The organism is Morganella morganii, from assembly GCF_041099235.1.
GTDB lineage: Bacteria > Pseudomonadota > Gammaproteobacteria > Enterobacterales > Enterobacteriaceae > Morganella > Morganella morganii_E.
This window is the reverse complement of sequence record NZ_JBFZSO010000003.1, coordinates 374,577-400,449: the sequence shown is the minus strand read 5'-3', so window position 1 is coordinate 400,449 and position 25,873 is coordinate 374,577. Positions and strand designations below refer to the sequence as shown.

The window sequence follows — 25,873 nt, the reverse complement described above, 5'->3', positions numbered from 1 at the left end:
TTCTGTTCCTTATTTATTGCTCCAGGCAGGATGCGTACTGTGCTGATAACCGTGACAGGAAGTTGGTATAACCGTCCCGATCCACTGCAATTCCGCTGCCCAGCGGGTCAAGGACGCCCATCTTCGCGTTCGTCCCTTTGGCCACCGCTTTAATGACTGCCGGCCTGAACTGCGGCTCAGCAAACACACACAAAGCGTTTTGCTCAGCCAGCTTTAATTTGATGTTATTGAGTGTCTGCGCACCCGGCTGAATTTCAGGGTTGACCGTAAAATGCCCGGAAGGCGAAAGGTCAAAACGTTTTTCAAAATAACCATAGGCGTCATGAAAAACAAAATACCCGTGTGTTTTCACCGGTGCCAGCTGCTGAGCAATATTCTTCTCAGTTTCAGTAAGTTGTCCATTGAATTTACGCAGGTTTACGTCCAGCACAGATTTTTTATCCGGATAACTCACCAGAAGTTTATTATACACTGCCTGAGCGGTCTGCCGGGCAATATCCGGCGACATCCACAGGTGCATATTGTACTCCCCGTGGTGATGATGTCCGTCTTCATCGTGGTCATCATCTTCATCGTTTTTCAGCAGAAAAGGTTTAACAGACTCAAGTTCGCTGATAACGATCTGTTTTTGCTCCGGAACAGCTGAAAGCGGCTTTTGCAGGAAGGTTTCCAGCTCCGGCCCGACCCAGACAACCAAATCCGCTGAACGGATTTTTTTCAGGTCAGACGGTTTGAGTGCATAATCATGCGGTGAAGCACCATCCGGCAGTAAAATCTGTGTGTCCGTGACACCATCTGCAACCGCAGCGGCGATTAACCCGACAGGACGCACTGATGTTAACACATCTGCGCTGGCGGTTTGTGCGGCCAGACTCAAAAATGTGGCAATAAACGTTGTTTTTATTCCGTGCCGTGACTGATGCTGCATAATGGAAACTCCGTGACATGATTGCGATAATGTTATATTATAACGTTTCATCCATTCTGCAAGATAATAATTTGTCATGTCAACACTTATCGCGGTAAATGATGTTTCTGTCGCTTTTGGTACTAATACGGTACTCGAGGACATTTCATTTACATTATCCCCCGGGAAAATCATCACCCTTCTCGGGCCGAACGGCGCGGGAAAATCCACTATTGTCCGCGTGGTACTCGGTCTTACCGAGCCAACATCCGGCACCGTCACCCGCACGCCGGGGCTGACTGTCGGCTATGTTCCGCAAAAACTCTATCTCGACCCGACAATGCCGCTGACGGTTGCCCGTTTCCTGCGTCTGAAGCGCGGTGTCAGTAAGGGCGAGTGTCTCGCGGCACTTGAGCGCGTCAATGCCGCCCACCTGACCGGAAAACCGATGCAACGGCTGTCCGGCGGCGAGATGCAGCGTGTACTGCTGGCCCGCGCCCTGCTTGCACGGCCGCAGTTGCTGGTGCTGGATGAGCCGACTCAGGGGGTGGATGTCAACGGCCAGGTCGCGCTGTATGACCTGATTACCCGGCTGCGTGATGAACTGAACTGCGCGGTGCTGATGGTTTCTCATGATTTGCATCTGGTGATGGCAAAAACCGATACCGTGTTATGTATAAACCGCCATATCTGCTGTTCCGGCGAGCCGGATGTGGTGGCCGCTCATCCTGAGTTTACCGCCATGTTCGGTACCCGGGCCGCCACACAGATCGGCGTGTACCGTCATCATCATAATCACAGCCATGAAAACGGCAGTGCAGTGTTATCCCCTTCTGCGCCCTGCTGCGGGAATCACGCCCCGGCAGATGCCCCTGTAAAATCCGCCCCGGAGTGCCGCCATGATTGAATTACTGTTACCGGGCTGGCTCGCCGGGATTTTACTGGCGATCGCCGCCGGTCCGCTCGGCTCATTTGTGGTCTGGCGGCGGATGTCCTATTTTGGTGATACGCTGGCGCACGCTTCGCTGCTCGGGGTCGCCTTTGGTCTGCTGCTGAATGTCAGTCCGTTTTATGCCGTGATTGCCGTGACACTGATTCTGGCTATGCTGCTGGTCTGGCTGGAACGCCGTCCGCAACTGGCGGTGGATACCCTGCTGGGCATTATGGCGCACAGTGCACTGTCTCTCGGTCTGGTGGTGGTCAGTCTGATGTCGAACGTGCGGGTGGATCTGATGGCGTATCTGTTCGGTGATCTGCTGTCAGTGACCTATGAAGATTTGCTGCCGATTGCTGTCGGTGTGACTATTGTGACCGGTTTACTGATGTGGCAGTGGCGCAATCTGCTCTCGCTGACCATCAGCCCTGAACTGGCGTTTGTTGATGGTATCAATCCGGGCAGACTGCGGATGATGCTGATGCTGGTCACTGCACTGACCATCGGGCTTGCCATGAAGTTTGTCGGGGCGCTGATTATCACGTCACTGCTGATTATTCCTGCCGCCGCCGCCCGCCGTTTTGCGCGGACACCGGAGCAGATGGCTGCAGGTGCGGTTGTCACCGGAATGGTTTCCATCACCGGCGGATTAGCCTTCTCTGCTTTTTATGACACCCCTGCGGGGCCGTCCGTGGTGCTGTGTGCCGCCTGCTGCTTTATTCTCAGCTTGCTGGTGAAACCACATAATTAATTGTATATACAGCAAAAAGCCCTGATATTGAACTGTCAGGGCTTTTTGCAACAGCATACTTCAGAAAACCGATGGCTAATCAGCCCGGTAACGTTTTTTTATGTCAGCAATCTCACTGCTTTGAGATGCATCGATGCATTTCATTACGGTCAGATTGATATTCTGCTTTTTGCTGAGATACGTTTTATCCAGGTATTTTTTTACCACATCCGTTGCTTCATCATAAGCTTCGGCGGTATATGCACCTCTTTCAACATAAGCGCCCACCGCAGCTTTTGCTTCCTGCTGCAAAGCATCTCCCAGCCCGCTTTGAGCCAGACAATAACTGAGAGTGAAATTTTCCAGAGAGTTTTTCAGCGGCTCATTTTTTTGAGCAACTGATACGGGTGAAAAAATAACGGCAGCCAGTGATAATACCGCTAAATTTATTTTAATTCCCATAACATAGCCTCACCAGCCTGTTCAAAATAACATAAATCCGGGCGAAACACGCCCGGTAAACCGGGCGTTGAGATTGCTGACAGGGTAAGGGAAAATCCCCTGCACCGGACAACGGCTTTTATCTGTGCCGGTATCAGCGGACTTTCGGTTTCACCGGATTCACACTCAGCACCAGCTTGTCGAGAAACGTGATCAGTTTTTCATTCATTTCACTGTAGCTGTGTCTGCGGATAGCACTTGGTGTATCAACAAAACGGAATCCGGCGGCGGATTTCAGATCATTTTCGCCGTTGAGGATCAGATACTCCACCACATCACGGGTCAGTTCCATATGGCACTGGAAGCCGTAAACGCGTTTGGTGTATTCAATAATCTGACGCGGACAACCGGCACTGAAAGCGATAATCTGCGCGCCTTCGGTTAATCCCGGCATATCGTAATGCCAATGGCCCACTCCCAGCGAATCGCCGAAATGAGAAAACAGCTGGCTGCGTTTTCCGGCGTTGGTCATATGAATGGTGAATTTGCCGAACTCTTTCTCCGGACTTTGTGTATACGGCGCGCCTAATGCTTCACCGATAAGCTGTGCCCCGAGACAGACCCCGATAACAACTTTATTTGAATTGATGGCATTGGCGATAAACGCCTGCTCTTTTTTGGAATCAAAATAAGAGCATTGCGCAGTGGTGGTTTCCGGGTTTTGCGGCCCGCCCATGATAATCAGAAAATCAATTCCGCTGATACTGTCAGGTAACTTGTCACCTTCATACAAACGGGTGAACGTGACATCGTAATTATTCTTCCTTGCCCAATATTCATAGGCGCCCGGTGCTTCAAAATAGTCATGAATAATAAAATGAACGCGCATAGTCAGTTCCTTTTCCCTTTAACGAAATCCTCTTTTACATTACAGGGTAATGACAATGCATACCAATTTTTAAATATCGAAAAACAACCAATTACAGGGAAATCCTCCCGGATTATTCCCCAAAAAGCCATTTAATTATCACCTGAGCAAAAGGGTAAACATATTATGTTTACCCTCAGGTCTGACGGGCGGGTTTTTAATCGTTTCCGCTGTGATCAATACCAAAGTGACGATAGGCATGTGCGGTGGCAAGGCGTCCGCGCGGGGTCCGCTGAATAAAGCCCTGCTGGATTAAGAAAGGTTCGATAACATCTTCAATGGTCTCGCGCTCTTCGCCGATAGCCGCAGCCAGATTATCCAGCCCGACCGGCCCCCCCATAAATTTATCTATGATGGTGACCAGTAATTTGCGATCCAGATAATCAAACCCGGCGGAATCCACATTCAGCATATCCAGCGCCTGACCGGCAATCAGCCCGTCAATACCCCCGTCGCCTTTCACCTGAGCAAAGTCACGCACACGACGCAGCAGGCGGTTGGTAATACGCGGTGTGCCGCGTGAACGCATGGCTATCTGACGGGCACCGTCATCCGAGATATCCAGCCCCATATAACGGGCGCTGCGGCTGACAATGTGCTGTAAATCATCGGTGTTATAAAATTCCAGCCGCTGTACGATACCGAAACGGTCGCGCAGCGGTGATGTCAGCGAGCCGGCACGGGTGGTGGCACCAATCAGGGTAAACGGCGGCAGATCGATTTTAATGGAGCGGGCGGCAGGCCCTTCCCCGATCATGATATCCAGTTGGTAATCTTCCATCGCCGGATAGAGAATTTCTTCCACCACCGGGGACAGGCGGTGAATTTCATCGATAAATAACACATCATGGGGTTCGAGGTTAGTCAGCATCGCCGCCAGATCACCGGCTTTTTCCAGTACCGGCCCGGAGGTGGTACGCAGATTGACCCCCATTTCATTGGCGACAATATTTGCCAGCGTGGTTTTCCCGAGCCCCGGCGGGCCGAAAATCAGCAGATGATCGAGGGCATCCCCGCGCTGACGGGCAGCCTCGATAAAGATTTCCATCTGTGAACAGACCTGCGGCTGACCCACATATTCCGCCAGGAATTTCGGCCGGATAGCGCGATCCACCACCTCATCATCCGGCAGTGTTTCCGCCGTAATCAGTCTGTCAGCTTCAATCATGACCTGTCACCCCGTTGTGTCATCATCGTTTGTATTACAGCGCGGCGCGCAGTGCTTCGCGGATCAGTGTTTCGCTGTCTGAACCGGCTTTGGAGACTTTCGCTATCATGCGGCTGGCTTCCTGCGGTTTATAGCCGAGGGAAATCAGTGCCTCAATAGCTTCAGATTCCGCATCAGCCTGACTGTTACCCGCCTGCTGACTGGCCGGGAGCGACATTTCCGCATCGCGGAACAGATCGCCGTTAAGCCCTTTGAAGCGGTCTTTCATTTCCACCACCAGGCGCTCGGCTGTTTTTTTGCCGACACCGGGCAGTTTGATTAACTGCGCTACGGCGCCCTGCTCGATCGCCGCCACAAATTGCTGTGCAGACATACCGGAGAGGATCGCCAGCGCCAGTTTCGGCCCGACACCGTTGACTTTGATTAACTCACGGAACAGTGCCCGCTCCTGCTTATCATTAAAACCGTACAGCAACTGTGCATCTTCACGCACAATAAACTGCGTGAACAGAATAGCTTCCTGACCGGCATCCGGCAGTTCATAGAAACAGGTCATCGGCATATGAACTTCATAGCCCACACCATTGGTTTCCAGTAATACGACAGGCGGCTGTTTTTCCAGCACAATACCTCTTAAGCGACCGATCACGCGCGTCTCCTTTATGATTCCGGCAGAGCCTGTTTATAGCATAAAAAAAGCTGGACGTATATCCAGCCATCAGAAAATCACGGGTATCTGCGACACCGGTTACTCTTTCAGTCGTCCGCGTGCCATCACCAGACGCGGTTGCCCCATCTGCACCAGATTCTGGTTAAAGTGACAGTGAGTGATAGCAATCGCCAGCGCATCCGCCGCATCCGCCTGCGGTGCCGCCGAAAGTTTCAGTATTGAGCGCACCATATGCTGTACCTGGGCTTTTTCCGCCGCCCCGGTCCCGGTGACGGTTTGCTTCACCTGGCGCGCCGCATATTCAAATACCGGCAGATTATTATTCACCGCAGCGAGGATCGCCACACCACGGGCCTGTCCCAGTTTCAGGGCGGAATCGGCATTTTTGGCCATAAAGACCTGCTCGATGGCAAAACAGTCCGGCTGATACTGCGTGATGATTTCACTGACACCGGCGTATATTTTGCCCAGCCGCGACGGGAGGTCATCCACCTGTGTGCGGATACACCCGCTGCCGATATACAGCAGACGCCGTCCCTGCTGGCGGATAACACCATAACCGGTCACCCGCGAGCCGGGGTCAATACCGAGAATAATTGCCATAGGAGGACCGTATTGTCACAACAGGAAAAAAGGAAGAAAACAGAGGGATGCGCACAGCGGCGCATCCTCTGCGGAGTGAGTGACGGAAATTACAGCAGTGCTGCAACTTCGTCTGAGATATCGCCGTTGTGGTAGACTTCCTGCACATCGTCAGAGTCTTCCAGCATATCGATAAGGCGCATCAGTTTTGGTGCGGTTTCCGCATCCAGATCCGCTTTGGTGGACGGGATCATCGATACTTCGGCAGATTCGGATTTGAAACCGGCTGCGTCCATCGCGTCTTTGACATCACCCAGAATTTCCCAGGCAGTGTAAACGTCGATAGCACCGTCATCGAACGTTTCAACGTCATCAGCACCGGCTTCCAGCGCCGCATCCATTACCGCATCTTCGTCCAGACCCGGTGCATAGGAAATGATACCTTTGCGGGTAAACAGATAAGCCACAGAGCCGTCTGTTCCCAGGTTTCCGCCGGTTTTGGTGAACGCGTGGCGCACATCTGAAACTGTACGTTTACGGTTATCCGTCAGACATTCCACCATCACAGCAGTACCGCCAGGGCCGTAGCCTTCGTATACGATGGATTCCATGTTATCGTTTTCATCATTACCCGCCCCGCGTGCAATCGCACGGTTCAGGGTATCGCGGGTCATGTTGTTTGCTAACGCTTTATCCACTGCCGCACGCAGACGTGGGTTAGATGCAGGATCAGGACCACCAATGCGCGACGCCGTGACTAATTCACGAATGATTTTCGTGAAAATTTTACCGCGCTTCGCATCTTGCGCGGCCTTGCGGTGTTTGGTGTTGGCCCATTTACTATGACCTGCCATTCTCTAATCTCCAGATTAAGTCTTACGACGTTCATTCATTTAAATCCGCTGTCACTGCGGAAAATCACACTGACGAACGAATTCTTCAATTGCTTCCCCGTTACTGGGTGAGATGGTTTTTCCGGCGGCATCTGCTGCCGGTAACCATTCAGACGCCAGATGTTCCGTCAGGGGAACCGCTCTCGGCGCGGGTAAGCATAACACAAACCAGTGTTCCGTATTGTGCGTCACATCCGGTGCATACCGGTGACGAAAATGCGGAAAAATGGTATAGCGGACGGTGCGCTGACAATCCGTCAGCCGCAGTCCCTCCGCAAGGATATCAATACCGGTTTCTTCTTTTACTTCCCGCAATGCGGCATCGCGGGGAGTTTCTCCCGGTTCCAGACTGCCGGTGACGGACTGCCAGAAAGCAGGATCGTCACGGCGCTGTAACATCAGAACACACCCCGTTTCCTGCTCACAGATAACCACCAGCACAGATTCAGGGCGTTTATAAGCCATCAGAGTCAGTCACTCTCTTTCTGAGTTACTGCGATCGCCAGCTCTTTCAGGGCATCGTCATTCGCGAAGCTCGGTGCGTCTGTCATCAGACAGGCAGCCGCCGTGGTTTTCGGGAACGCGATAACGTCACGGATGTTTTCAGTACCGGTCAGCAGCATCACCAGACGGTCAAGACCAAAAGCCAGCCCCGCATGCGGTGGTGTGCCGTATTGTAACGCATCGAGCAGGAAGCCGAATTTGCGGCGCTGTTCTTCCGGGGTGATCCCGAGGATGCCGAATACCGTCTGCTGCATTTCGTTACGATGGATACGGACAGAGCCGCCGCCCACTTCGTAGCCGTTGATAACCATATCGTAGGCATTGGCGATCGCCTCTTCCGGTGCATTTTTCAGCTCTTCCGGTGACATATCGCGCGGTGAGGTGAACGGATGGTGCATCGCTGTCAGACCGCCTTCGCCGTCATCTTCAAACATCGGGAAGTCGATTACCCACAGCGGACGCCAGCTGTTCAGGTCGGTCAGGTTCAGGTCACGGCCGGTTTTCAGACGCAGCGCGCCCATTGCATCGGTTACGGTGCCTTTCGCGCCCGCGCCGAAGAAAATGATGTCGCCGGTCTGTGCGTCAGTGCGCTCCAGAATGGCTTCAACGGTTTCTGCGGTCAGGAATTTGGCGACCGGAGACTGAACACCCTCAATACCGGCAGAGCGATCGTTCACTTTCATCCACGCCAGGCCTTTCGCGCCGTAGATGCCGACAAATTTACCATATTCATCAATCTGTTTACGGGTCATTTCCGCGCCGCCGGTGACACACAGTGCCACAACACGGCCTTTCGGATCATTTGCCGCATCAGCAAATACAGAGAACTCAGAATCTTTCACCAGGTCGGCGATATCAGTCAGTTCCAGCGGGTTACGTAAATCCGGCTTATCAGAACCGAAACGGCGCATCGCTTCCGCAAATGTCATCACCGGGAAATCACCCAGTTCAACATTGATGATGTCATTCCACAGTGAGCGGATCATACGTTCCATGGTCGCACGGACCTGGTCCGCAGTCATGAAAGAGGTTTCCACATCGATCTGGGTGAATTCCGGCTGACGGTCAGCACGTAAATCTTCATCACGGAAACATTTGACAATCTGATAGTAACGGTCAAAACCGGACATCATCAGAAGCTGTTTGAACAGCTGCGGAGACTGCGGCAGGGCGTAGAATTTACCTTTGTGGACACGGCTCGGTACCAGGTAGTCACGGGCACCTTCCGGTGTGGCTTTGGTCAGCATCGGGGTTTCGATATCGAGGAACCCTTCGGTATCCATAAAGCGGCGGACAAACCCGGTGATGCGTGCGCGGGTTTTCAGGCGGTTCGCCATTTCGCTGCGGCGCAGGTCGAGATAGCGGTATTTCAGACGCATCTCTTCGGTGTTTTCATGGTTGCTGTCGAGCGGTAACGGTTCGGAGCGGTTAAAAATGGTCAGGCCATCTGCATGCACTTCCACACTGCCGGTCGCCATTTCTTTATTAATTTGATTTTCAGGTCGCGCGCGGACAGTTCCGGTAATCTGAATACAGAATTCATTACGTAATTCAGAGGCTTTGGCAAATGCTTCTTTTTGGTCGGGATCGAAGAAAACCTGAACGATGCCTTCACGGTCACGCATATCGATAAAAATCAAACCCCCGAGATCACGACGACGGTTTACCCAACCACTAAGGGTTACTTTTTGATCGATGTGAGCACTGTTGAGCTGCCCACAATAATTAGTACGCATACGATATCCTTTTGTCCGCTATTGTGCGTTTCTGCAAAATTTTGGCATGGTTCTTTATGAAGAAATGTCAAAAAGGCGATCATTATAGTGGAAAATTCCTGATGAGATAAGAGCAAACCGCACATCTGCCGCAGAGAATTTAGCCACTAATTGATAATTTTCAAATAATTCAGTATGCATTAATATTAAGGATTGTGTTACCCGCTGCTTTGAGGTTTATCATTCTTTTGCTGTTTCAATTGGCCATGGAGTAAAAAATGGTTAGTTCCCTTTATATTGTACTGGGTGCGCTGTTAATCATTAAACTATCACTCGATGTGATTAAACTGCGGACACTTTACCGCGTCGCTTATGGCGACGGCGGGTTTTACGAGTTACAGACGGCGATTCGTGTGCAGGGCAATGCGGTTGAGTATATCCCCGTTGCACTCCTGCTGTTACTGGTGATGGAGCAGAACGGCGCCCAGGTGTGGATGGTGCATGTCTGCGGGGTTATTCTGATTGCCGGCCGGCTGTTTCACTCTTACGGATTAAAACACCGCGAGAACCGCTGGCGGCGTACCGGGATGGCTGCCACCTTCACCGCCATGATCCTGATGGTGCTGGCGAATATCTGGTATCTGCCGTGGCAGCAGATTTTCTCGCCGTATATGTAACCGCTCACGCCGGGACATAACACTTTCTGCGCCGGGTCACCTCTGTTAGAATGCGCACATCTTTTTGTATTGCAGATCTGTGTTATGTCCAAAGAAATTCCGAATCCGCCGCAGGATACTCTGTTCGCGGCACCGATTGCCCGTCTTGGTGACTGGACGTTTGATGAGAAAGTCGCGGATGTGTTTCCCGATATGATCAAACGCTCAATTCCGGGCTATTCCAATATTATTGCCATGATTGGTATGCTGGCCGGTCGTTTTGTCACGCCCGGCAGTCAGGTTTATGATCTAGGCTGTTCCCGCGCCGCCGCCACCCTGTCTATCCGCCCGAATATTGCGGATAAACCCGGCTGCCGGATCATCGCTGTGGATAATTCCGCACCGATGGTGGAACACGCGCGCCGTCATGTGGAAAGTTATAAATCCCCTGTGCCGGTTGAGGTCACCGAAGGCGATATCCGCCATATTGCGATTGAAAATGCCTCGATGGTGGTTCTCAATTTTACCCTGCAATTCCTGGCACCAGATGACCGCGCCGCACTGCTGAAAAAAATCTATCAGGGTCTGCTGCCGGGCGGTGTGCTGGTGTTATCGGAAAAATTCAGTTTTGAGGATGCGCAGATCGGCGATTTACTGTTCAGCATGCACCACGATTTTAAACGCGCCAACGGCTACAGTGAGCTGGAAATCAGCCAGAAACGCACCATGCTGGAAGATGTCATGCTGACCGACAGTGTGGAAACGCACAAATCACGGCTGAAAGCGGCTGGTTTTGAACATTGCGAAGTCTGGTTCCAGTGCTTTAACTTCGGGTCATTACTGGCAGTGAAAGAGAATAACCATGATTGATTTCGGCAATTTTTATCAGTTAATTGCAAAAAATGAGCGCCTGAGCCACTGGCTGGAAACACTGCCCGCGCAGATTGCAAAATGGAATAAAGAATCCCTGCACGGCTACTATCCGGGTTGGGTGAAGACTATTGAAAATCTGCCGGATATGACCCCGGACACTCTCGATCTGAAAACCGGGGTTACCGCACAGCGTACACAACCGCTGACGGACGGGGAAACCCGCCGTATTAACAATATTCTGCGCAACCTGATGCCGTGGCGTAAAGGCCCGTTCTCACTCTACGGCGTGGAGATTGATACCGAATGGCGTTCCGACCTGAAGTGGGATCGCGTTCTGCCGCATCTGTCCCCGCTTGCCGGGCGCACCATTCTGGATGTCGGCTGCGGCAGCGGTTATCACATGTGGCGTATGGCCGGTGAAGGCGCGGAACTGGTGGTCGGTGTCGATCCGACCCAGCTTTTCCTCTGCCAGTTTGAAGCCGTACGCAAGCTGCTCGGCAATGACCAGCGCGTGCATCTGCTGCCGCTGGGAATTCAGGAACTGCCTGCACTTCAGGCGTTTGATACCGTGTTCTCCATGGGTGTGCTTTATCACCGCCGCTCCCCGCTCGACCACCTCTGGCAGCTGAAAGATCAACTGGTCTCCGGCGGCGAACTGGTACTGGAAAGTATTGTTGTCGAAGGTGATGAACATCAGTGCCTGATCCCCGGCGAACGCTATGCGCAGATGAGTAACGTTTACTTTATTCCGTCAGCTAAAATGCTGGCTGTCTGGCTGGAAAAATGCGGATTCATCAATATCCGTATCGCGGATGAGTCTGTCACCACCACGGACGAGCAGCGCAGTACGGAGTGGATGATCAATGAATCTCTCGCCGATTTCCTCAATCCGGATGACCCGTCACTGACGGTTGAAGGCTATCCGGCACCGCGCCGTGCGGTTCTGATCGCCGAAAAACCATAACCATCAAAAATACGTATATACCCTGATGTTTACAGGGTATATACCTCCGAAAAACTGACTGTTCTCTCTCCGTGGATTCGGCTACTCTGCCTGTCATATTATGACGAATAAAGGCATCCCGAATCATGAAATATCGCCTGTCCGCACTATATCTTCCGCTTCTGTTGTCTGCCTCTGCGGCTTCTGCCGCTGTGTTAACGGATAATAATTATCAGGTTTTTATCGACCCGGAAACCCTGCGCATCGCCGTGGCGGATACCACCGTCAGCCGGGGAACAGAAAAACAGCCGGTCAGTGATTTAACGGAATATCCGCGCCGTGTCAGCTGGTTCTGGCCGGACAGAGATATGAATGTCACCGCTGTCCTGAATGATACCGACCTGACGCTGACATTCACCACCAATCAGCCGCAGAGTTTTCAGTGGTTCACCCTGCCGGATAACACCGTTTCCGCGCTCTATATGCCACTGGGCGAAGGGCGTCATATTCCGCTGAATAATGAACAGTGGCGTCACTATATGGTCACTGAACAGGACAATATCGATACCAACCAGGATTTGCAGTTACCGCTCTGGAGTCAGCAGCAGGATCGGGTCTACAGCTGGGTGTTACTCAGTCCGTTCCATAACCGTCTGCACTTTGAGGAGAAACAGCAGCGTCTGCAGATGAGTGCGGTCCATCAGTTTAACCGCTTTAATCAGCAGCAGCCGTTTACCGTTCTGCTTCACACCGGTGATACCCCGCTGGACGGCGCGCTGCGCTACCGCCGCTGGCTGCAGGATAATAAGCAGTTCACTTCACTGGAAGAAAAATTCGCACAGATCCCGGACGGCAAAAAACTGATCGGTGCCACCCATATCTATTTATGGGGAAAAAGTATCATCGATCAGCAGGATATCACCGACTGGCCGGGACTGGTGCGTTATCTGCAATCCCCCGCCGGAAACGGGTTATGGCTGGCAATGGAGCCTCAGAGCCGTGATGCCTTTATTGCCCTGAACGGGAAAACACCGGAAAAATGGCAGCAGCCGTTTCTGGCCGATGCCCTCAACCAGGCGCTGAAAAAAGTCACTCCACTGAGCCGCACCCCGGATGACAGTGACTTTATGGCTGCGCAGAAAACACAGGCACAGGCAATCCGTTCTGCCGTAAAACAGCAGCTGAGACCGTTTCTGGCACCGGAAGCAAGCTGGGGTCAGGGATTATCCCTTCCTCTTTTAACTGCACTGACCGGGGCAAAACTGGATAAGCTCTGGCTGGGCACCGATAACTGGACAGCCACCTGGTATCAGCCGCAGGCAGTCAGTTACGCCAAAGAGCACGGTTATCTTATCGCCAGCTATGATTCCTATGACACCGCCATTCCGGCAGGCAAAAATATGGAATGGCTGACGGCACAGATCCCGTCAGAATTACGGGAAAAATGCGCAATTGTGACCGGAACCGGCAGGAAACTGCCGGGATTCGGCGGAGATGGTTATTACCTGAATCCGGGCTGCATGCAGGATTTTTCAGAAAAACGCATGACCGGACTGGTGCAGCTGACCGGCATCAACAGCCTGTTTCTTGACGTGGACGGCACCGGCATGGTGTCTGATGATTACAATCCGGCATCACCCACCGGTGCGGACGCTATGGCAGCAGCAAGAAATAACCGCTTACGCTCGGTGGCGGAAAACATCCGTATCCCGCTGGGTTCGGAGGACGGCAATGCCGTAACCGCGCAATATCTGATGTTTGCCCACGGTACCGAAACCCGCGGCTTCGGCTGGAGTGATGCGGATATTCACCGCAATAAAAACTCCCCGTACTACCTGGGGGCCTGGTGGCCGGAAAATGAACCGGCGATCTTTTTTAAACCGGGGAAACTGAAAGATATCTACCTGACCACGGAATTTGATCCGCGCTGGCGGCTGCCGCTGTATCAGGCAGTCTTTCATGATGCGGTGATCACCACTCATCACTGGACGCTGGATAACCTGAAATTCCCGGCCGTTACCACCAAACGGGAACTGCTGAGCCAGCTGTATAACACACCGCCGCTCTATAACCTCAGCCGTAATACGGTTCAGAAGCGTCTTCCGGCGATGATAAAATCGGACAGTATTTTCCGCCCGCTTCATCAGCAGTTATGGAATAAAGCCCTGACCGGCTTCCGCTGGCTGGACAGTGACGGCCTGGTGCAGCAGACACAGTTCAGTGACGGCTCTGTCATCACCGTGAATTTTGCTGACCATACTATTGCCGGTTATCCGCCGCGCTCACTCAGTGCGATACCGGCAGAGGGAGAGCCCGTTAACGCCACCTTCTGACAGCAAAACGCCCTCATACTGAGGGCGTTTTTGATTTAACCGGAAGTGAACCGGATCAGTGCACTACCATACTGTGCAGATCCAGAACGCCTTTCATAGCCTCGACAGTGTCTCCGTCCACACAGGTATGGGAAAACTCATCGGCTTCGCTGTCGCTGCTCATCGCCACCCCGACTTTGCGGTAGCGCATGGTGGACGGCTTGGTTTTGGATGCGGAGCTGTGCACTTCCTGAAGGCCGATATCAAGGAACTTCTGAATGTTCGCCAGCCGCACACCGGCACCGGCCATAATCACCGGCCCCCTGCTGGCTTCCTGTAACTCTTTGAGCAGCGGCAGTCCCAGCTCTGCACTCAGCTGCTGACCGGATGTCAGAATACGGCTAACACCCAGGTCGGTCAGCTGCTGTAATGCCAGCATCGGATTCGCACACATATCAAAGGCTCTGTGGAAAGTGACCGCCATGTCGCCTGCCAGTTTACACAACATCTTCATCCGCGGCAGATCCACATGCCCGTCCTCATCCAGAATACCGGTAACCACCCCGGGAAAACCCAGGTCGCGGATTTTGGCGATATCATTCTTCATAACCGCAAATTCCGAGGCTGTATAGCAAAAGTCACCGCTGCGCGGACGGAGGATCGGGTGAACCGGGATCCGCAGCCGGTCAATAGTCTGTTTCAGCATGCCCCAGCTCGGGGTCAGCCCGCCCTCTGACGGCGCGGCACACAGTTCAATCCGGTCAGCGCCGGTTTTTTCCGCAGTGAGGGCACATTCCACGCTGTAACAACAAATTTCCAGTTTCGCCATTGATTAGCCTCATCACTTAATTTCGCAGGTAAATATCTCTCGTAAACGATTCAGTCATCCTGATATACACTATTACATGTAATTTAGATTAATGAATTGTTAAATATCACAAGATGCGAAATATCCGGCCGATTCGCACAGGGAAATGTCAGAATTGCAGGTTACCGCTCACTTTCGACAATCTCCTGCAATGTAAACGGATGAAACTTAATGGTGATATTTTCCCGGCTGACAGCCAGTGTCGGGTTCGGCAACCGCTCCTGTTCGCCGCGCGGATGACTGGCTTTGGTGGTCACCCCCGCCGGTAACGGCGACGGCAGCAGTGCGGCAGCCCGTTCTGTCAGGATCTGCGGGTCGCCCGGTAATACCAGTTCGATATGTTCCCAGCCCTGGTGTGCATACTGTTTGCCTTTCGGGAACGGCAATTCCACCACCGGAATCTGCCAGTGCAGCAGTGTCAGCGGCTCATGCAGTAAAAACAGATAAATCGGGCGTCCATTAATCTGATTATCCGATAACACAGTACCGCATTCGCGGAATCCGGCCAGCCACTGTTCCGCCAGTGCCGTATCGTGAGCCCGCAGTGAGATGTGATCCGCCTGATACTGCGTGAGATCGAGCTGCAAATCCGCCGCAAACTGCTGTATTTTCCCGGCAAACACCGGCAGCTCTGCCATCAGACCGGCAAGGGATGCTGTCTGTACTCTGTTTTTCATTATGATCCCCTGTGAGAATTCATCCGCAAAGGCGCAGATAGTAGCATGAGACCCTGTTTTTGTGGTATAAAACCAGCCAAATTTCACGACAACATCCCGCCCGGACGAGCCCGCTCCTCCGCCGCTGTTTCCGGGGTGTCATTTTGTTCTTTAAATTAAGGTAAACCGGTGAATATTCAGGCAATTCTTTCAGATAAGATCCAACAGGCTCTTATCAGCGCAGGGGCACCACTTGATTGTGATGCTATCGTTAAGCAGTCCGCCAAAGCGCAGTTTGGTGATTACCAGGCCAATGGTGTGATGGCTGCCGCGAAAAAAATGGGTATGCCGCCCCGACAGCTCGCTGAGAAAGTGATTGAACTGGTGGATCTTGACGGAATTGCGGAAAAAACGGAAATCGCCGGTCCCGGTTTTATCAATATTTTCCTCTCCCCTGACTGGCTGACCGCTCAGCTGGAAACCGCGCTGGCTGACGATAAACTGGGCCTGACCCCGGTTGAGCCGATGACCATCGCCATCGACTACTCTGCCCCGAACGTGGCCAAACAGATGCACGTAGGCCACCTGCGCTCCACCATCATCGGTGATGCGGCAGCACGTACCCAGGAGTATCTGGGCCATAAAGTGATCCGCTGTAACCACGTCGGTGACTGGGGTACACAATTCGGCATGCTTATCGCGTATCTCGAAAAAATGCAGAATGAAGATGCCGGCGATATGGCTCTGGCCGACCTGGAAGCCTTCTACCGCGAAGCGAAAAAGCATTACGATGAAGACGAAGTGTTTGCTGAGCGCGCGCGCGGTTATGTGGTCAAATTACAGGGCGGTGATGAATACTGCCGCACCATGTGGCGTAAGCTGGTGGACATCACCATGCAGCAGAACCAGGAAACCTATAACCGTCTGAATGTCACCCTGACCGAAGATGATGTCATGGGTGAAAGCCTGTACAACGACATGCTGCCGGGCATTGTCAGTGACCTGATGAACCGCGGTATCGCCGAAGAGAGCGAAGGCGCGATTGTCGTCTATCTTGATGAATTCAAAAATAAAGAAGGCGAACCGATGGGGGTTATTATCCGCAAGAAAGATGGCGGATATCTCTACACCACCACCGATATCGCCTGTGCGAAATACCGTCATGACGTACTGCATGCCGACCGCGTTCTCTATTACATTGATTCCCGTCAGCACCAGCATCTGATGCAGGCGTGGACGATTGTCCGTAAAGCCGGTTATATCCCTGAGAGCATGACACTGGAACACCACATGTTCGGTATGATGCTCGGCAAAGACGGCAAACCATTCAAAACCCGCGCCGGCGGTACTATCCGCCTGTCCGATCTGCTGGATGAAGCGGTTGAACGCGCGGAGAAACTGATCCGTGAGAAAAACAGCGATATGCCGGAAGATGAGCTGAAACAGCTGGCGGAAGTCGTCGGTATCGGCGCGGTCAAATACGCGGATCTGTCAAAAAGCCGTACCACCGACTATATCTTCGACTGGGACAACATGCTGGCCTTTGAAGGCAACACCGCACCGTATATGCAGTATGCCTATACCCGTGTGGCATCCGTATTCAAACGTGCGGATATTGATGCGGACAGCCTGACACAGCCGATTATCCTGACTGACGACCGCGAACGCCAGCTGGCCGCACGTCTGCTGCAGTTTGAGGAAACCATCACTGCCGTTGCCCGTGAAGGTCTGCCGCATATGATGTGCAGTTACCTGTATGACCTGGCGGGTCTGTTCTCCGGTTTCTACGAGCATTGCCCGATTCTGGCGGCGGAAAGCGAAGAACTGCGTCAGAGCCGCCTGAAACTGGCGCTGCTGACACAAAAAACCCTGAAAGCCGGTCTGGATACCCTGGGTATCGGTACTGTCGAAAAAATGTAATCCCGGCATTACCGGCGATTATTACTGCAAAAAAGGAACCTGACGGTTCCTTTTTTATTGCCTTCCGAGTCTGCTACAACAATACCCTGCACCCCGCCGCCTGTAATTTTTCTGCCACCGGCGGAATGACGGAAAAATTATTCCAGCGCAGATCCAGTTTGCGCAACTGTGTTAATGCTGCCAGGCTGTCCGGCAGTGTACTCAGCTGATTCGCTCGTAAATCCAGATATAACAGGGATGATAATTCACCGGTGTTGTCCGGCAATGTTTTCAGGGCATTGAAACGCAGATTCAGTGTATTGAGTTGTTGCAACCGGCTTATTTCCGGCGAAATAAACGCCACCCGGTTATTATTCAGATCAAGAATCTCCAGCGCTGTCACCGCCGCAATCTCATCCGGAACAGCGGTTATTTTATTATTCATCAGATGCATTTCACGGGTATTTTTCAGCCCGCTGACGGCGGCTGACAGTTCCGTTATCCGGTTATTATAAAGGCGGATTTCTTCCATCTCTTCCATTTCTGAAAACCATGCCGGCATTGCCGTCAGCTGATTATCCGTTGCATTAAAATAACGCAGATTTTTCAGTCCGGAAAATGACGATGGTAAATTGCTGTATCCGTTCTCACTGAGATAGAGATAGTGCAGCTGATGCAGTTCACCGATTTCCGGCGGAACATCCGCGATACGGTTATGCCCCAAGTCCAGCATTTCACAGGCTGTCAGCTGTGCAATATCCGGCGGAATATAAGCCAGTTGATTACAGGAAAGGTTCAGTACCCGTAGTAACGTACAGTGACGCAGTGCAGCCGGATATTCCGTGAGCTGATTGTTATAGGCACTGATAACCCTCCGGGTATACGGCGGCGTGATAAACGCATCAATTGACGTATACCCGCCGTTATCCAGGTTCAGTTCAGCATCAGAAACAGTGTGTTGGTGCAGCATAAGCATGCTCCGGTGTCAGCAGTAACAGTCTGTATTTTTGTTATAATAACACTGTTCTCCGTCGCCCTGCCTGACATTCTTTCCGGTGGTACCGTTATTCTGTTTTGATATCCCTGATATGAAATAACCGATGCTATGCTCCCCCGGTAAATAACAGGAGGGATTATGGCAGAGAATAAAATTTGTTTTTCTGATGTTAAAATGGCAGGAAATATGGAAATAATCACCGCCGCGGATAAAACCGTATATGGTTTTACCGGTGATAATGAGACAGAGAACTACGAATTATTAACCGCACTATTTCAGCTGCGTTATTTTGCTAACAGCATTATTTATCATCAGCAACGGGAAAATGATATTCACCTGATATTCAGGAGTTGCACAGAATACACCCCGGTTGCCAGGACACTGCATACAGATAATTATATTGTTCCCGCCGCAGATATTGCTGATCGTTTCCGGTCATTTGTTCATGACCATCCGGTGGTATTTCTCGACCCGCCGGCTGATGATACGCCTTCCGCCATAACCGATGCCGGGTTAAATACTATTTTGCCGCTGTTGCCGCAATCCGGGAATACATCAGATCCGGGATTTTTTTCAATGGTGATATTAATTCAGCGTATTATCGCCGGATACGGTGAATTTACCACTACGGAAAAGCCGGAAGAGATTAACGGTATCGTATATATCTCTATGCCGGAACATCACCTGAATATCCCGTGGCATGAACATTGTGTTGCACTGCTGAAAGCCACCTTTCCGCAGACAGTTTTTTATCTTGCAACACAATCTCCGGTGATATTGTCGCAACTGAGTGATGGTGAGGCATACCGTTTATTGCGGGACAGCGATGATATTATCCGTACACAGAAATACCGCTGATTTCCGGAAGTAAAAAAGCCTGATGGATTATCATCAGGCTCCGTACCATATATTATCTGTCTGTTACTTCGTTATTATACTGCTTTTCTGCAATTTTTTGGCTTTTGCCGATTGCAGCTGCATGGCAATAAACAGCAATACCACCAGTACCACAGACAATATCAGCAGCAACCCGTAGAACCCGTTCCACTGATAGCCCTCAATCACTTTTGACAGCGGATAACCGGCGGCTGATGCCCCGATATACGCAAATAAACTGACAAAACCGGTTGATGCGCCGGAGGCATATTTGTGTGAGTTTTCTGCAGCGGCCATCGCAATCAGGAATTGCGGCCCGAAAATAAAGAAACCGGTCATAAAGAACAGCGCGGAGAACACATATTTACTGTCAATCGGGACCGCCCATAAACAGACTGCTGATATGATAATACCCAGAGTATAAATCACGTTCATCTGTGAACGGTTGCCCTTGAATAATAAGTCTGATCCCCAGCCAGCTACAATCGCACCAAAGAAACCACCGATTTCGAACATCATTACCGTGGCATTCGCGGTTAACAGATCATAATGGTGCGTTTCAATCAGATATAAGTTACCCCAGTCGTTAATCCCGGTGCGGATGACATAAATCACCGCATATGAAAGCGCCAGTACCCAGATAATTTTGTTTTTGAAAATATACTCTTTGAGGATAGTCCAGCGTGATAAACCGAGTCCCTGCTCTTCATGGGCAATTTCCACCTGGTCGTTGCGCCACTCACCGACAGTCGGCAACCCCATTGAACGCGGACGGTCACGCAATAAGAAGCAGAGCAGCAGACCGACAACAATCGCAATTACCCCGGGAATAATCATCCCGTAACGCCAGCCTAACCACAATGCCACACTCCCTGACAGGATAGGAATAATAGCACCGCCGATATTATGGGATGTATTCCAGATTGACCACCAGAAACCACGCTCATTACGGGAATACCAGGTATTCAGTATTTTAGAACATGGCGGCCAGCCCCAGCCCTGAAAGAAGGCATTAATCATCCATAAGGCAATAAATACCGGAATAGACGATGTTAAACCAAACAGAATATTTACCACACCGGTCATAATAAGGCCTAACCCCATAAACCAGCGCGGATTGGAACGGTCACCGATAATACCGGAAAGGAACTTGGATGCGCCGTACGTTAAATAGAAGGCCGTCCCGACCATCCCGATATCGGCTTTGGTTATTCCCAGGTCAGCCAGCATTTCCGGCATGACAAAGTTAAAACTCTTTCTGGTGAAATAAAAAACAGCATAACCGATATAACTGACGATCATCAGATGCAAGCGCCAGTAGCGGTATGTTTTATCGATTTCATTTTTACTCATGGTAACCGGTTTATCCGGCGATTCAGAAAATATAGCCATTACGTTCTCCGTACTGCAATTATCAGTAGTGATTAGTTTTTATATGTCATTATCATGAGTCGTTATCAGTAAATAACACACTGTTTCTCAACAGAGCGCACTGTTTTATTACAGGCGGAAAACGAAAGACGTGATGATATTCAAGTTATGCGGTAAACACGGTAATCGGCCTGAATTATGACGCTGTACAGTGAAATATGATTTTCTGTTATTTTGTGTCACTTATGACACATATCAGATAATGATATTATTATTTTATTATTGGTATTATTTTTATCTGCTGCCATTGCATCTGATGATACATTAACTGATATTTTATGGCGCAAAACTTAACCTTTGAGCTGAATCGATAAACCCATGGAGCGAAATTTATTTTTTACACTGATAATCAGTAATATATAAAAGCATAATCTAAAATCAGCGATTCAATAACGTTAATATATTAATTTTTTCGGGCGGGAAATACAAAAACGGGGCTGTTATCAGCCCCGCCGGTATTATATGAAAACAGTTTATAAACTGCGCTGTGCAAAGTCCCGCAGGCGGAAACCAAGCGCATACAGTGCGGCAAAATAGGCACCGGCACCGGCAATCACCACACCCATCAGGCGCAGCATACGCATCAGCATATTACCCTGTGACCATTCCGGCATCAGGTACATCATACCCACCAGCACTGCCGCCATAAACAGCATTGCGATTACCAGTTTGAGGAAGAATTTTCCCCAGCCCGGCAGCGGTGTGAAGATATTCTGTTTACGCAGTTGCCAGTAAAGCAGTGAGGCGTTAAAACAGGCTGCGATACCAATCGACAGCGCCAGACCGGCATGTTTAAACGGCCCGATAAAGGCCAGGTTCATCAGCTGTGTCAGGATCAGCGTGGCAATCGCGATTTTAACCGGTGTTTTGATGTTCTGGCGGGAATAGAATCCCGGTGCCAGTACTTTAATCACAATCATCCCCATCAGACCGACGCAGTAGGCAATCAGCGCCTGCTGTGTCATCAGGGCATCAAAGGCGGTGAAATTTTTGTACTGGAACAGGCTGACTGTCAGCGCTTCCGCCAGAATCGCGAGCGCTACCGCACACGGCAGAGCCAGCAGGAAGCAGAGGCGCAATCCCCAGTCCATCAGTTTGCGGTATTCGGTGGTATCCCCTTTGGAGAAACTTTTTGCCAGTGACGGCAGCAGGATCGTCCCCAGCGCCACCCCGAGCACGCCGGACGGCAGTTCCATCAGGCGGTCAGCGTAATACATCCATGAAACCGAGCCGGACACCAGGAATGAGGCAAAAATCGTGTTGATAATCAGTGAAATCTGGCTGACCGAAACCCCGAGGATCGCCGGGCCCATCAGTTTCATCACCCGCCAGACCCCGCTGTTGCGGAAAGAGACTCTCGGCAGCACCAGCATGCCGATTTTTTTCAGGTGCGGCAGCTGGTAAGCTATCTGTAATACCCCGCCGGCCAGTACCGCCCACGCCAGCGCCATAATCGGCGGATTAAAATACGGTGCGGCAAAGAGTGCAAAGCCAATCATACTGACATTCAGCAGGGTCGGCGCAAACGCCGGAACGGAGAAACGGTTCCAGGTATTAAGGATCCCCCCCGCCAGTGAGGCGATGGAGATCAGAAAGATATACGGAAAGGTGACTTTCAGCAGATTGGCGGTCAGCGTGAATTTATCCGGGTCACCGGTAAACCCCGGTGCAGTGACATAGATAATCCACGGCGCAGCCAGCATCCCGAGCACGGTGACCACCGCCAGAATCAATGTCAGCATCCCGGAGACATAGGCGATAAAGGTACGGGTTGCTTCCTCGCCCTGCTGGGTTTTGTATTCCGACAAAATCGGTACAAAGGCCTGGGAGAATGCCCCTTCGGCAAAAATACGCCGCAGCAGGTTCGGCAGTTTAAAGGCGACAAAGAAGGCATCGGCAGCCATCGATGCCCCGAAAATCCGGGCGATAATGGCATCGCGGATAAAGCCGAGTACACGCGAGAACATCGTCATCGAGCTGACGGCGGCGAGAGATTTCAATAAATTCATGCTGAGTGTGCTGGTCAGATAACAAAGGCGGAAATAGTATCACGATAACGCGGGCGGAACAGAAAAACCCGCTGTTATCGTGGCTTAACCCAGTCCGGGGTGGTCAGTGCGGTCAGAACATGGTCACGCCACCGGCCGTTAATCATCAGATAATCTTTTGCGTAACCCTCTTTTTCAAACCCGAGCCGGGCGAGGAGTTGTCCGCTGCGCTGATTATGCGGCATATAGTTTGCCATAATACGATGCATGCCCTGCTGACGCTGCATATAGCGCAGTGTCGGCTCCAGAGCTTCCTGCATATAATGCTGCCCCTGCCATTTTTCCCCCAGCGAATAACCGAGAAAACAGGCATGAAATACGCCGCGGATAACATTACTGTAGTTCGCCACCCCCATCACCTCATTTTCAGCCTGATCCAGCAGCAGAAAATGGAAAGCGGTGCCCTGACGGTGCATATCCGTCATCAGCTGTAAGCGGGATGACCAGCCGGAAGGATGATAGTGGCTGCGGTCGCGGAGAGGCTCCCAGGGTTTCAGAAATGCTTCGTTTTCACAGTAATATTCACTGATGCGGTACGCGTCCCGCTCGTGCGCCAGCCGGACCACCATTCTGTCCGTGTTAAAACGCAGCTGCGGCGTATTCGCGCGGTAGCCGAACAACATAATTCCTCTCTCAGAAGGCCGTAGTCAGGGTGTGCTTAACCACGTTCCGTCGATAAAAAAATATCATCCTGAATTCTCTGTTATCAGACGCTGAATAAGCAGAGAATAGAAGGTGTAATCATCTCCCTTTTTTCTATTCCTTTCAATATTTAATGTGGTGCTGAATGTCACTTGTCAGACAAGCCCGGACGCTGGGTAAGTACTGGTTGCTGGTGGATAACCTGCTGGTTGTTCTCGGCTTCTTTGTGGTCTTCCCGCTGATCTCCATCCGTTTTGTTGAACAACTCGGCTGGGCGGGGATTGTAGTCGGGTTTGCCCTGGGGCTGCGCCAGCTTGTCCAGCAGGGGCTGGGGATATTCGGCGGTGCGATTGCTGACCGCTTCGGCGCCAAACCGATGATCGTCATCGGTATGTTTCTCCGTGCAGGCGGTTTCGCCCTGATGGCCATGGCGGATGAACCGTGGATCCTCTGGCTTTCCTGTATTCTCTCGGCTATCGGCGGCACTCTGTTTGACCCGCCGCGCACCGCACTGGTGATAAAACTGACCCGCCCTTATGAGCGTGGCCGTTTCTATTCCCTGCTGCTGATGCAGGACAGCGCCGGGGCGGTACTCGGGGCACTGCTCGGCAGCTGGCTGCTGATTTATGATTTTCATCTGGTCTGCTGGGTGGGCGCAGCAATCTTTATTATCACCGCACTGTGTAATGCCTGGCTGCTGCCCGCTTACCGCATCTCCACCACCCGTACTCCGGTCAAAGAGGGGCTGACCCGCGTACTGAGTGACAAACGGTTCTCCCGCTATGTGCTGACACTGACCGGTTACTTTATCCTCTCCGTGCAGGTGATGCTGATGTTCCCGATCATCGTCAACGAACTGGCAGGCACACCGGCAGCAGTAAAATGGATGTATGCGATTGAGGCCGCGTTATCACTGACACTCCTCTATCCTCTGGCCCGCTGGAGTGAAAAGCACTTCCGGCTGGAAACCCGTCTGATGGCAGGGTTGTTCCTGATGAGCCTGAGTATGTTCCCGGTCGCGCTGACTCATTCACTGCATGTATTATTCGCGATTATCTGTTTGTTCTATTTAGGTTCGGTGATTGCCGAACCGGCACGGGAAACCCTCAGCGCATCACTGGCGGATCCGCGCGCACGCGGCAGTTACATGGGCTTCAGCCGCCTGGGGCTGGCATTCGGCGGTGCCATCGGTTATACCGGCGGCGGCTGGCTGTATGATTTGGGTAAAGAAATGCAATTACCTGAACTTCCCTGGTTTTTACTCGGTACAATCGGGCTGATTACACTGATAGCACTTTACCGCCAGTTTAACCCGAAGAAGATAAGCCCTGCCGTATTAAATTGATCCGGATATTTTGGATTTGCCGCAGCACAGGTTAGTATCGGGTGGTATACAACAGGAGATACCGATGAGATTATTCCTTTTTACCGCGGCACTGGTCGCAGCAACAGTTTTAACCGGCTGCGATAAATTAACCGAAATCAGTGTCAGTGAAGAGACCATTAACAGTGCGGTGGCAGAGAATATCCATCTGAATAAACAGATTGGTATGGATGGTGTGGCAGATGCGGATTTTACCCTGGAAAAACTGCTCACCGAGATTGGCCGTGAAGAGCCCGGCAAAGTAAAACTGACGGCAATCGGCTCACTGAAGCTGGTTTCGCTGTTCGGTTCACGGGATTTCACTATTTCAATGTCTCTCAGCGCTGCACCGTATTTTGATGCCACCAGCGGGTCAATCTATATGCGGGATGTTGAAATCACCAATTACACGCTGGATCCGGACAAATGGGACACGCTGATTTCCGCACTGATCCCCTACCTCAATCATACACTGAGCACCTTTTTCAATATCACCCCGGTCTATGTGCTGAATGCGGATAATACCGCCGAAGCGGCCGCGAAAAAATTTGCCAAAGGTATTGAAATTCGTCCGGGACGGATAGTCATCCCGCTGACTGAATAAACTTTGATAAAATTTTTTAATTGTGAGAGTAAATTATTAATTACCTATATTATGATACCGAACCTTAATTATTCCACCAGGTACGGTATCATTTTCCTTTTCTGAAAAAGAATATGAAGAAAATTCAAGGTGTACGCAGAGATACCGGGTAATTTTGTTCAATCATATCCGCCCTTTCCCTCCCAGCAAAAAAATGAAACGCTGATTTATCGTCTTCCACTGATAAAATTAAT

Annotated in this window: 25 protein-coding genes; 10 read left to right on the top strand and 15 right to left on the bottom strand. The window is 51.3% G+C overall.

Translation table 11 applies throughout. The features are described from left to right. Positions 1-13: 13 nt before the first annotated feature. A complete protein-coding gene (gene znuA, locus AB7038_RS07985; RefSeq protein WP_072867842.1) occupies positions 14-928 on the bottom strand; it encodes a zinc ABC transporter substrate-binding protein ZnuA in 915 nt (304 codons plus the stop codon). A gap of 76 nt (positions 929-1,004) precedes the next feature. Here znuA and znuC point away from each other — a divergent pair, with 76 nt between their 5' ends. After that, on the top strand, positions 1,005-1,814 hold the full coding sequence (gene znuC / locus AB7038_RS07980; protein WP_368888428.1) for a zinc ABC transporter ATP-binding protein ZnuC: 810 nt from the start codon (positions 1,005-1,007) through the stop codon (positions 1,812-1,814). Then, complete coding sequence (gene znuB, locus AB7038_RS07975; RefSeq protein ID WP_072867838.1) at positions 1,807-2,592, top strand: zinc ABC transporter permease subunit ZnuB; 786 nt, start codon at positions 1,807-1,809, stop codon at positions 2,590-2,592. The genes znuC and znuB overlap by 8 nt, the downstream gene beginning before the upstream one ends. Before the next feature lie 75 nt (positions 2,593-2,667). Here znuB and AB7038_RS07970 read toward each other — a convergent pair whose 3' ends face one another. From AB7038_RS07970 to aspS, 8 genes are all read right to left on the bottom strand, one after another. Next, positions 2,668-3,033, bottom strand: a complete 366-nt coding sequence (locus tag AB7038_RS07970) for a T6SS amidase immunity protein Tai4 family protein (RefSeq protein ID WP_262859871.1) — start codon at positions 3,031-3,033, stop codon at positions 2,668-2,670. Positions 3,034-3,166: 133 nt separating this feature from the next. After that, on the bottom strand, positions 3,167-3,901 hold the full coding sequence (locus AB7038_RS07965) for a glutamine amidotransferase-related protein (RefSeq protein WP_369453073.1): 735 nt from the start codon (positions 3,899-3,901) through the stop codon (positions 3,167-3,169). 196 nt (positions 3,902-4,097) lie between these two features. Continuing rightward, positions 4,098-5,108 carry a Holliday junction branch migration DNA helicase RuvB gene (gene ruvB, locus AB7038_RS07960; protein ID WP_368888430.1) on the bottom strand — a complete coding sequence of 337 codons (1,011 nt, stop codon included), beginning with the start codon at positions 5,106-5,108 and terminating at the stop codon, positions 4,098-4,100. A gap of 34 nt (positions 5,109-5,142) precedes the next feature. Continuing rightward, positions 5,143-5,757: a Holliday junction branch migration protein RuvA gene (ruvA, locus tag AB7038_RS07955; protein WP_004239448.1), complete on the bottom strand. Its 615-nt coding sequence runs from the start codon at positions 5,755-5,757 to the stop codon at positions 5,143-5,145. Positions 5,758-5,856: 99 nt separating this feature from the next. Then, the gene (ruvC, locus tag AB7038_RS07950) at positions 5,857-6,381 is read right to left on the bottom strand and encodes a crossover junction endodeoxyribonuclease RuvC (protein ID WP_004237294.1); all 525 of its coding nucleotides are present in this window, start codon (positions 6,379-6,381) and stop codon (positions 5,857-5,859) included. 89 nt (positions 6,382-6,470) lie between these two features. After that, the gene (locus AB7038_RS07945) at positions 6,471-7,214 is read right to left on the bottom strand and encodes a YebC/PmpR family DNA-binding transcriptional regulator (RefSeq protein ID WP_349472500.1); all 744 of its coding nucleotides are present in this window, start codon (positions 7,212-7,214) and stop codon (positions 6,471-6,473) included. A 51-nt stretch (positions 7,215-7,265) separates the two neighbouring features. Then, positions 7,266-7,718, bottom strand: coding sequence for a dihydroneopterin triphosphate diphosphatase (gene nudB, locus AB7038_RS07940; RefSeq protein ID WP_369453072.1), 453 nt, complete (start codon positions 7,716-7,718; stop codon positions 7,266-7,268). 5 nt (positions 7,719-7,723) lie between these two features. Further along, positions 7,724-9,493, bottom strand: a complete 1,770-nt coding sequence (gene aspS / locus AB7038_RS07935) for an aspartate--tRNA ligase (RefSeq protein ID WP_369453071.1) — start codon at positions 9,491-9,493, stop codon at positions 7,724-7,726. Between the two features lie 257 nt (positions 9,494-9,750). On the opposite strand from aspS, the gene AB7038_RS07930 reads away from it, so the two are divergent. The 4 genes from AB7038_RS07930 to AB7038_RS07915 all read left to right on the top strand — a co-directional run bounded on the left by AB7038_RS07930 (position 9,751) and on the right by AB7038_RS07915 (position 14,277). Further along, positions 9,751-10,149 carry an MAPEG family protein gene (locus tag AB7038_RS07930; protein ID WP_004239452.1) on the top strand — a complete coding sequence of 133 codons (399 nt, stop codon included), beginning with the start codon at positions 9,751-9,753 and terminating at the stop codon, positions 10,147-10,149. A gap of 84 nt (positions 10,150-10,233) precedes the next feature. Then, a complete protein-coding gene (gene cmoA / locus AB7038_RS07925; RefSeq protein ID WP_108657648.1) occupies positions 10,234-10,998 on the top strand; it encodes a carboxy-S-adenosyl-L-methionine synthase CmoA in 765 nt (254 codons plus the stop codon). Next, on the top strand, positions 10,991-11,965 hold the full coding sequence (gene cmoB, locus AB7038_RS07920; RefSeq protein ID WP_368888432.1) for a tRNA 5-methoxyuridine(34)/uridine 5-oxyacetic acid(34) synthase CmoB: 975 nt from the start codon (positions 10,991-10,993) through the stop codon (positions 11,963-11,965). Before cmoA ends, cmoB begins: the two co-directional genes overlap by 8 nt. A 125-nt stretch (positions 11,966-12,090) precedes the next feature. Further along, the gene (locus AB7038_RS07915) at positions 12,091-14,277 is read left to right on the top strand and encodes a glycoside hydrolase (protein WP_369453070.1); all 2,187 of its coding nucleotides are present in this window, start codon (positions 12,091-12,093) and stop codon (positions 14,275-14,277) included. A gap of 55 nt (positions 14,278-14,332) precedes the next feature. Here AB7038_RS07915 and cutC read toward each other — a convergent pair whose 3' ends face one another. Beyond that, entirely contained in the window at positions 14,333-15,085 is a 753-nt protein-coding gene (cutC, locus tag AB7038_RS07910; protein WP_368888434.1) for a copper homeostasis protein CutC, read from the bottom strand. Between the two features lie 161 nt (positions 15,086-15,246). Beyond that, a complete protein-coding gene (locus AB7038_RS07905) occupies positions 15,247-15,801 on the bottom strand; it encodes a VOC family protein (RefSeq protein WP_369453069.1) in 555 nt (184 codons plus the stop codon). Between the two features lie 168 nt (positions 15,802-15,969). Between AB7038_RS07905 and argS the strand changes: the two genes are divergently transcribed. Then, positions 15,970-17,700: an arginine--tRNA ligase gene (gene argS / locus AB7038_RS07900; protein ID WP_108657152.1), complete on the top strand. Its 1,731-nt coding sequence runs from the start codon at positions 15,970-15,972 to the stop codon at positions 17,698-17,700. 73 nt (positions 17,701-17,773) lie between these two features. On the opposite strand, the gene AB7038_RS07895 is transcribed toward argS, so the two are convergent. Further along, positions 17,774-18,649 carry a leucine-rich repeat domain-containing protein gene (locus AB7038_RS07895; RefSeq protein ID WP_369453068.1) on the bottom strand — a complete coding sequence of 292 codons (876 nt, stop codon included), beginning with the start codon at positions 18,647-18,649 and terminating at the stop codon, positions 17,774-17,776. Positions 18,650-18,814: 165 nt separating this feature from the next. On the opposite strand from AB7038_RS07895, the gene AB7038_RS07890 reads away from it, so the two are divergent. Further along, the gene (locus AB7038_RS07890) at positions 18,815-19,534 is read left to right on the top strand and encodes a hypothetical protein (RefSeq protein WP_369453067.1); all 720 of its coding nucleotides are present in this window, start codon (positions 18,815-18,817) and stop codon (positions 19,532-19,534) included. 63 nt (positions 19,535-19,597) lie between these two features. Here AB7038_RS07890 and uhpC read toward each other — a convergent pair whose 3' ends face one another. From uhpC to rimJ, 3 genes are all read right to left on the bottom strand, one after another. Then, a complete protein-coding gene (gene uhpC / locus AB7038_RS07885) occupies positions 19,598-20,944 on the bottom strand; it encodes an MFS transporter family glucose-6-phosphate receptor UhpC (protein WP_072867810.1) in 1,347 nt (448 codons plus the stop codon). Between the two features lie 512 nt (positions 20,945-21,456). Then, positions 21,457-22,992 carry a murein biosynthesis integral membrane protein MurJ gene (gene murJ / locus AB7038_RS07880; RefSeq protein WP_072867808.1) on the bottom strand — a complete coding sequence of 512 codons (1,536 nt, stop codon included), beginning with the start codon at positions 22,990-22,992 and terminating at the stop codon, positions 21,457-21,459. Between the two features lie 74 nt (positions 22,993-23,066). Further along, positions 23,067-23,651 (bottom strand): ribosomal protein S5-alanine N-acetyltransferase, encoded by a 585-nt coding sequence (gene rimJ, locus AB7038_RS07875; RefSeq protein ID WP_072868773.1) that lies wholly within the window; start codon positions 23,649-23,651, stop codon positions 23,067-23,069. Positions 23,652-23,818: 167 nt separating this feature from the next. On the opposite strand from rimJ, the gene mdtH reads away from it, so the two are divergent. Next, on the top strand, positions 23,819-25,018 hold the full coding sequence (gene mdtH, locus AB7038_RS07870) for a multidrug efflux MFS transporter MdtH (RefSeq protein ID WP_004237312.1): 1,200 nt from the start codon (positions 23,819-23,821) through the stop codon (positions 25,016-25,018). 64 nt (positions 25,019-25,082) lie between these two features. Continuing rightward, positions 25,083-25,640, top strand: coding sequence for a lipoprotein (locus AB7038_RS07865; protein WP_072867804.1), 558 nt, complete (start codon positions 25,083-25,085; stop codon positions 25,638-25,640). Positions 25,641-25,873: the final 233 nt, after the last annotated feature.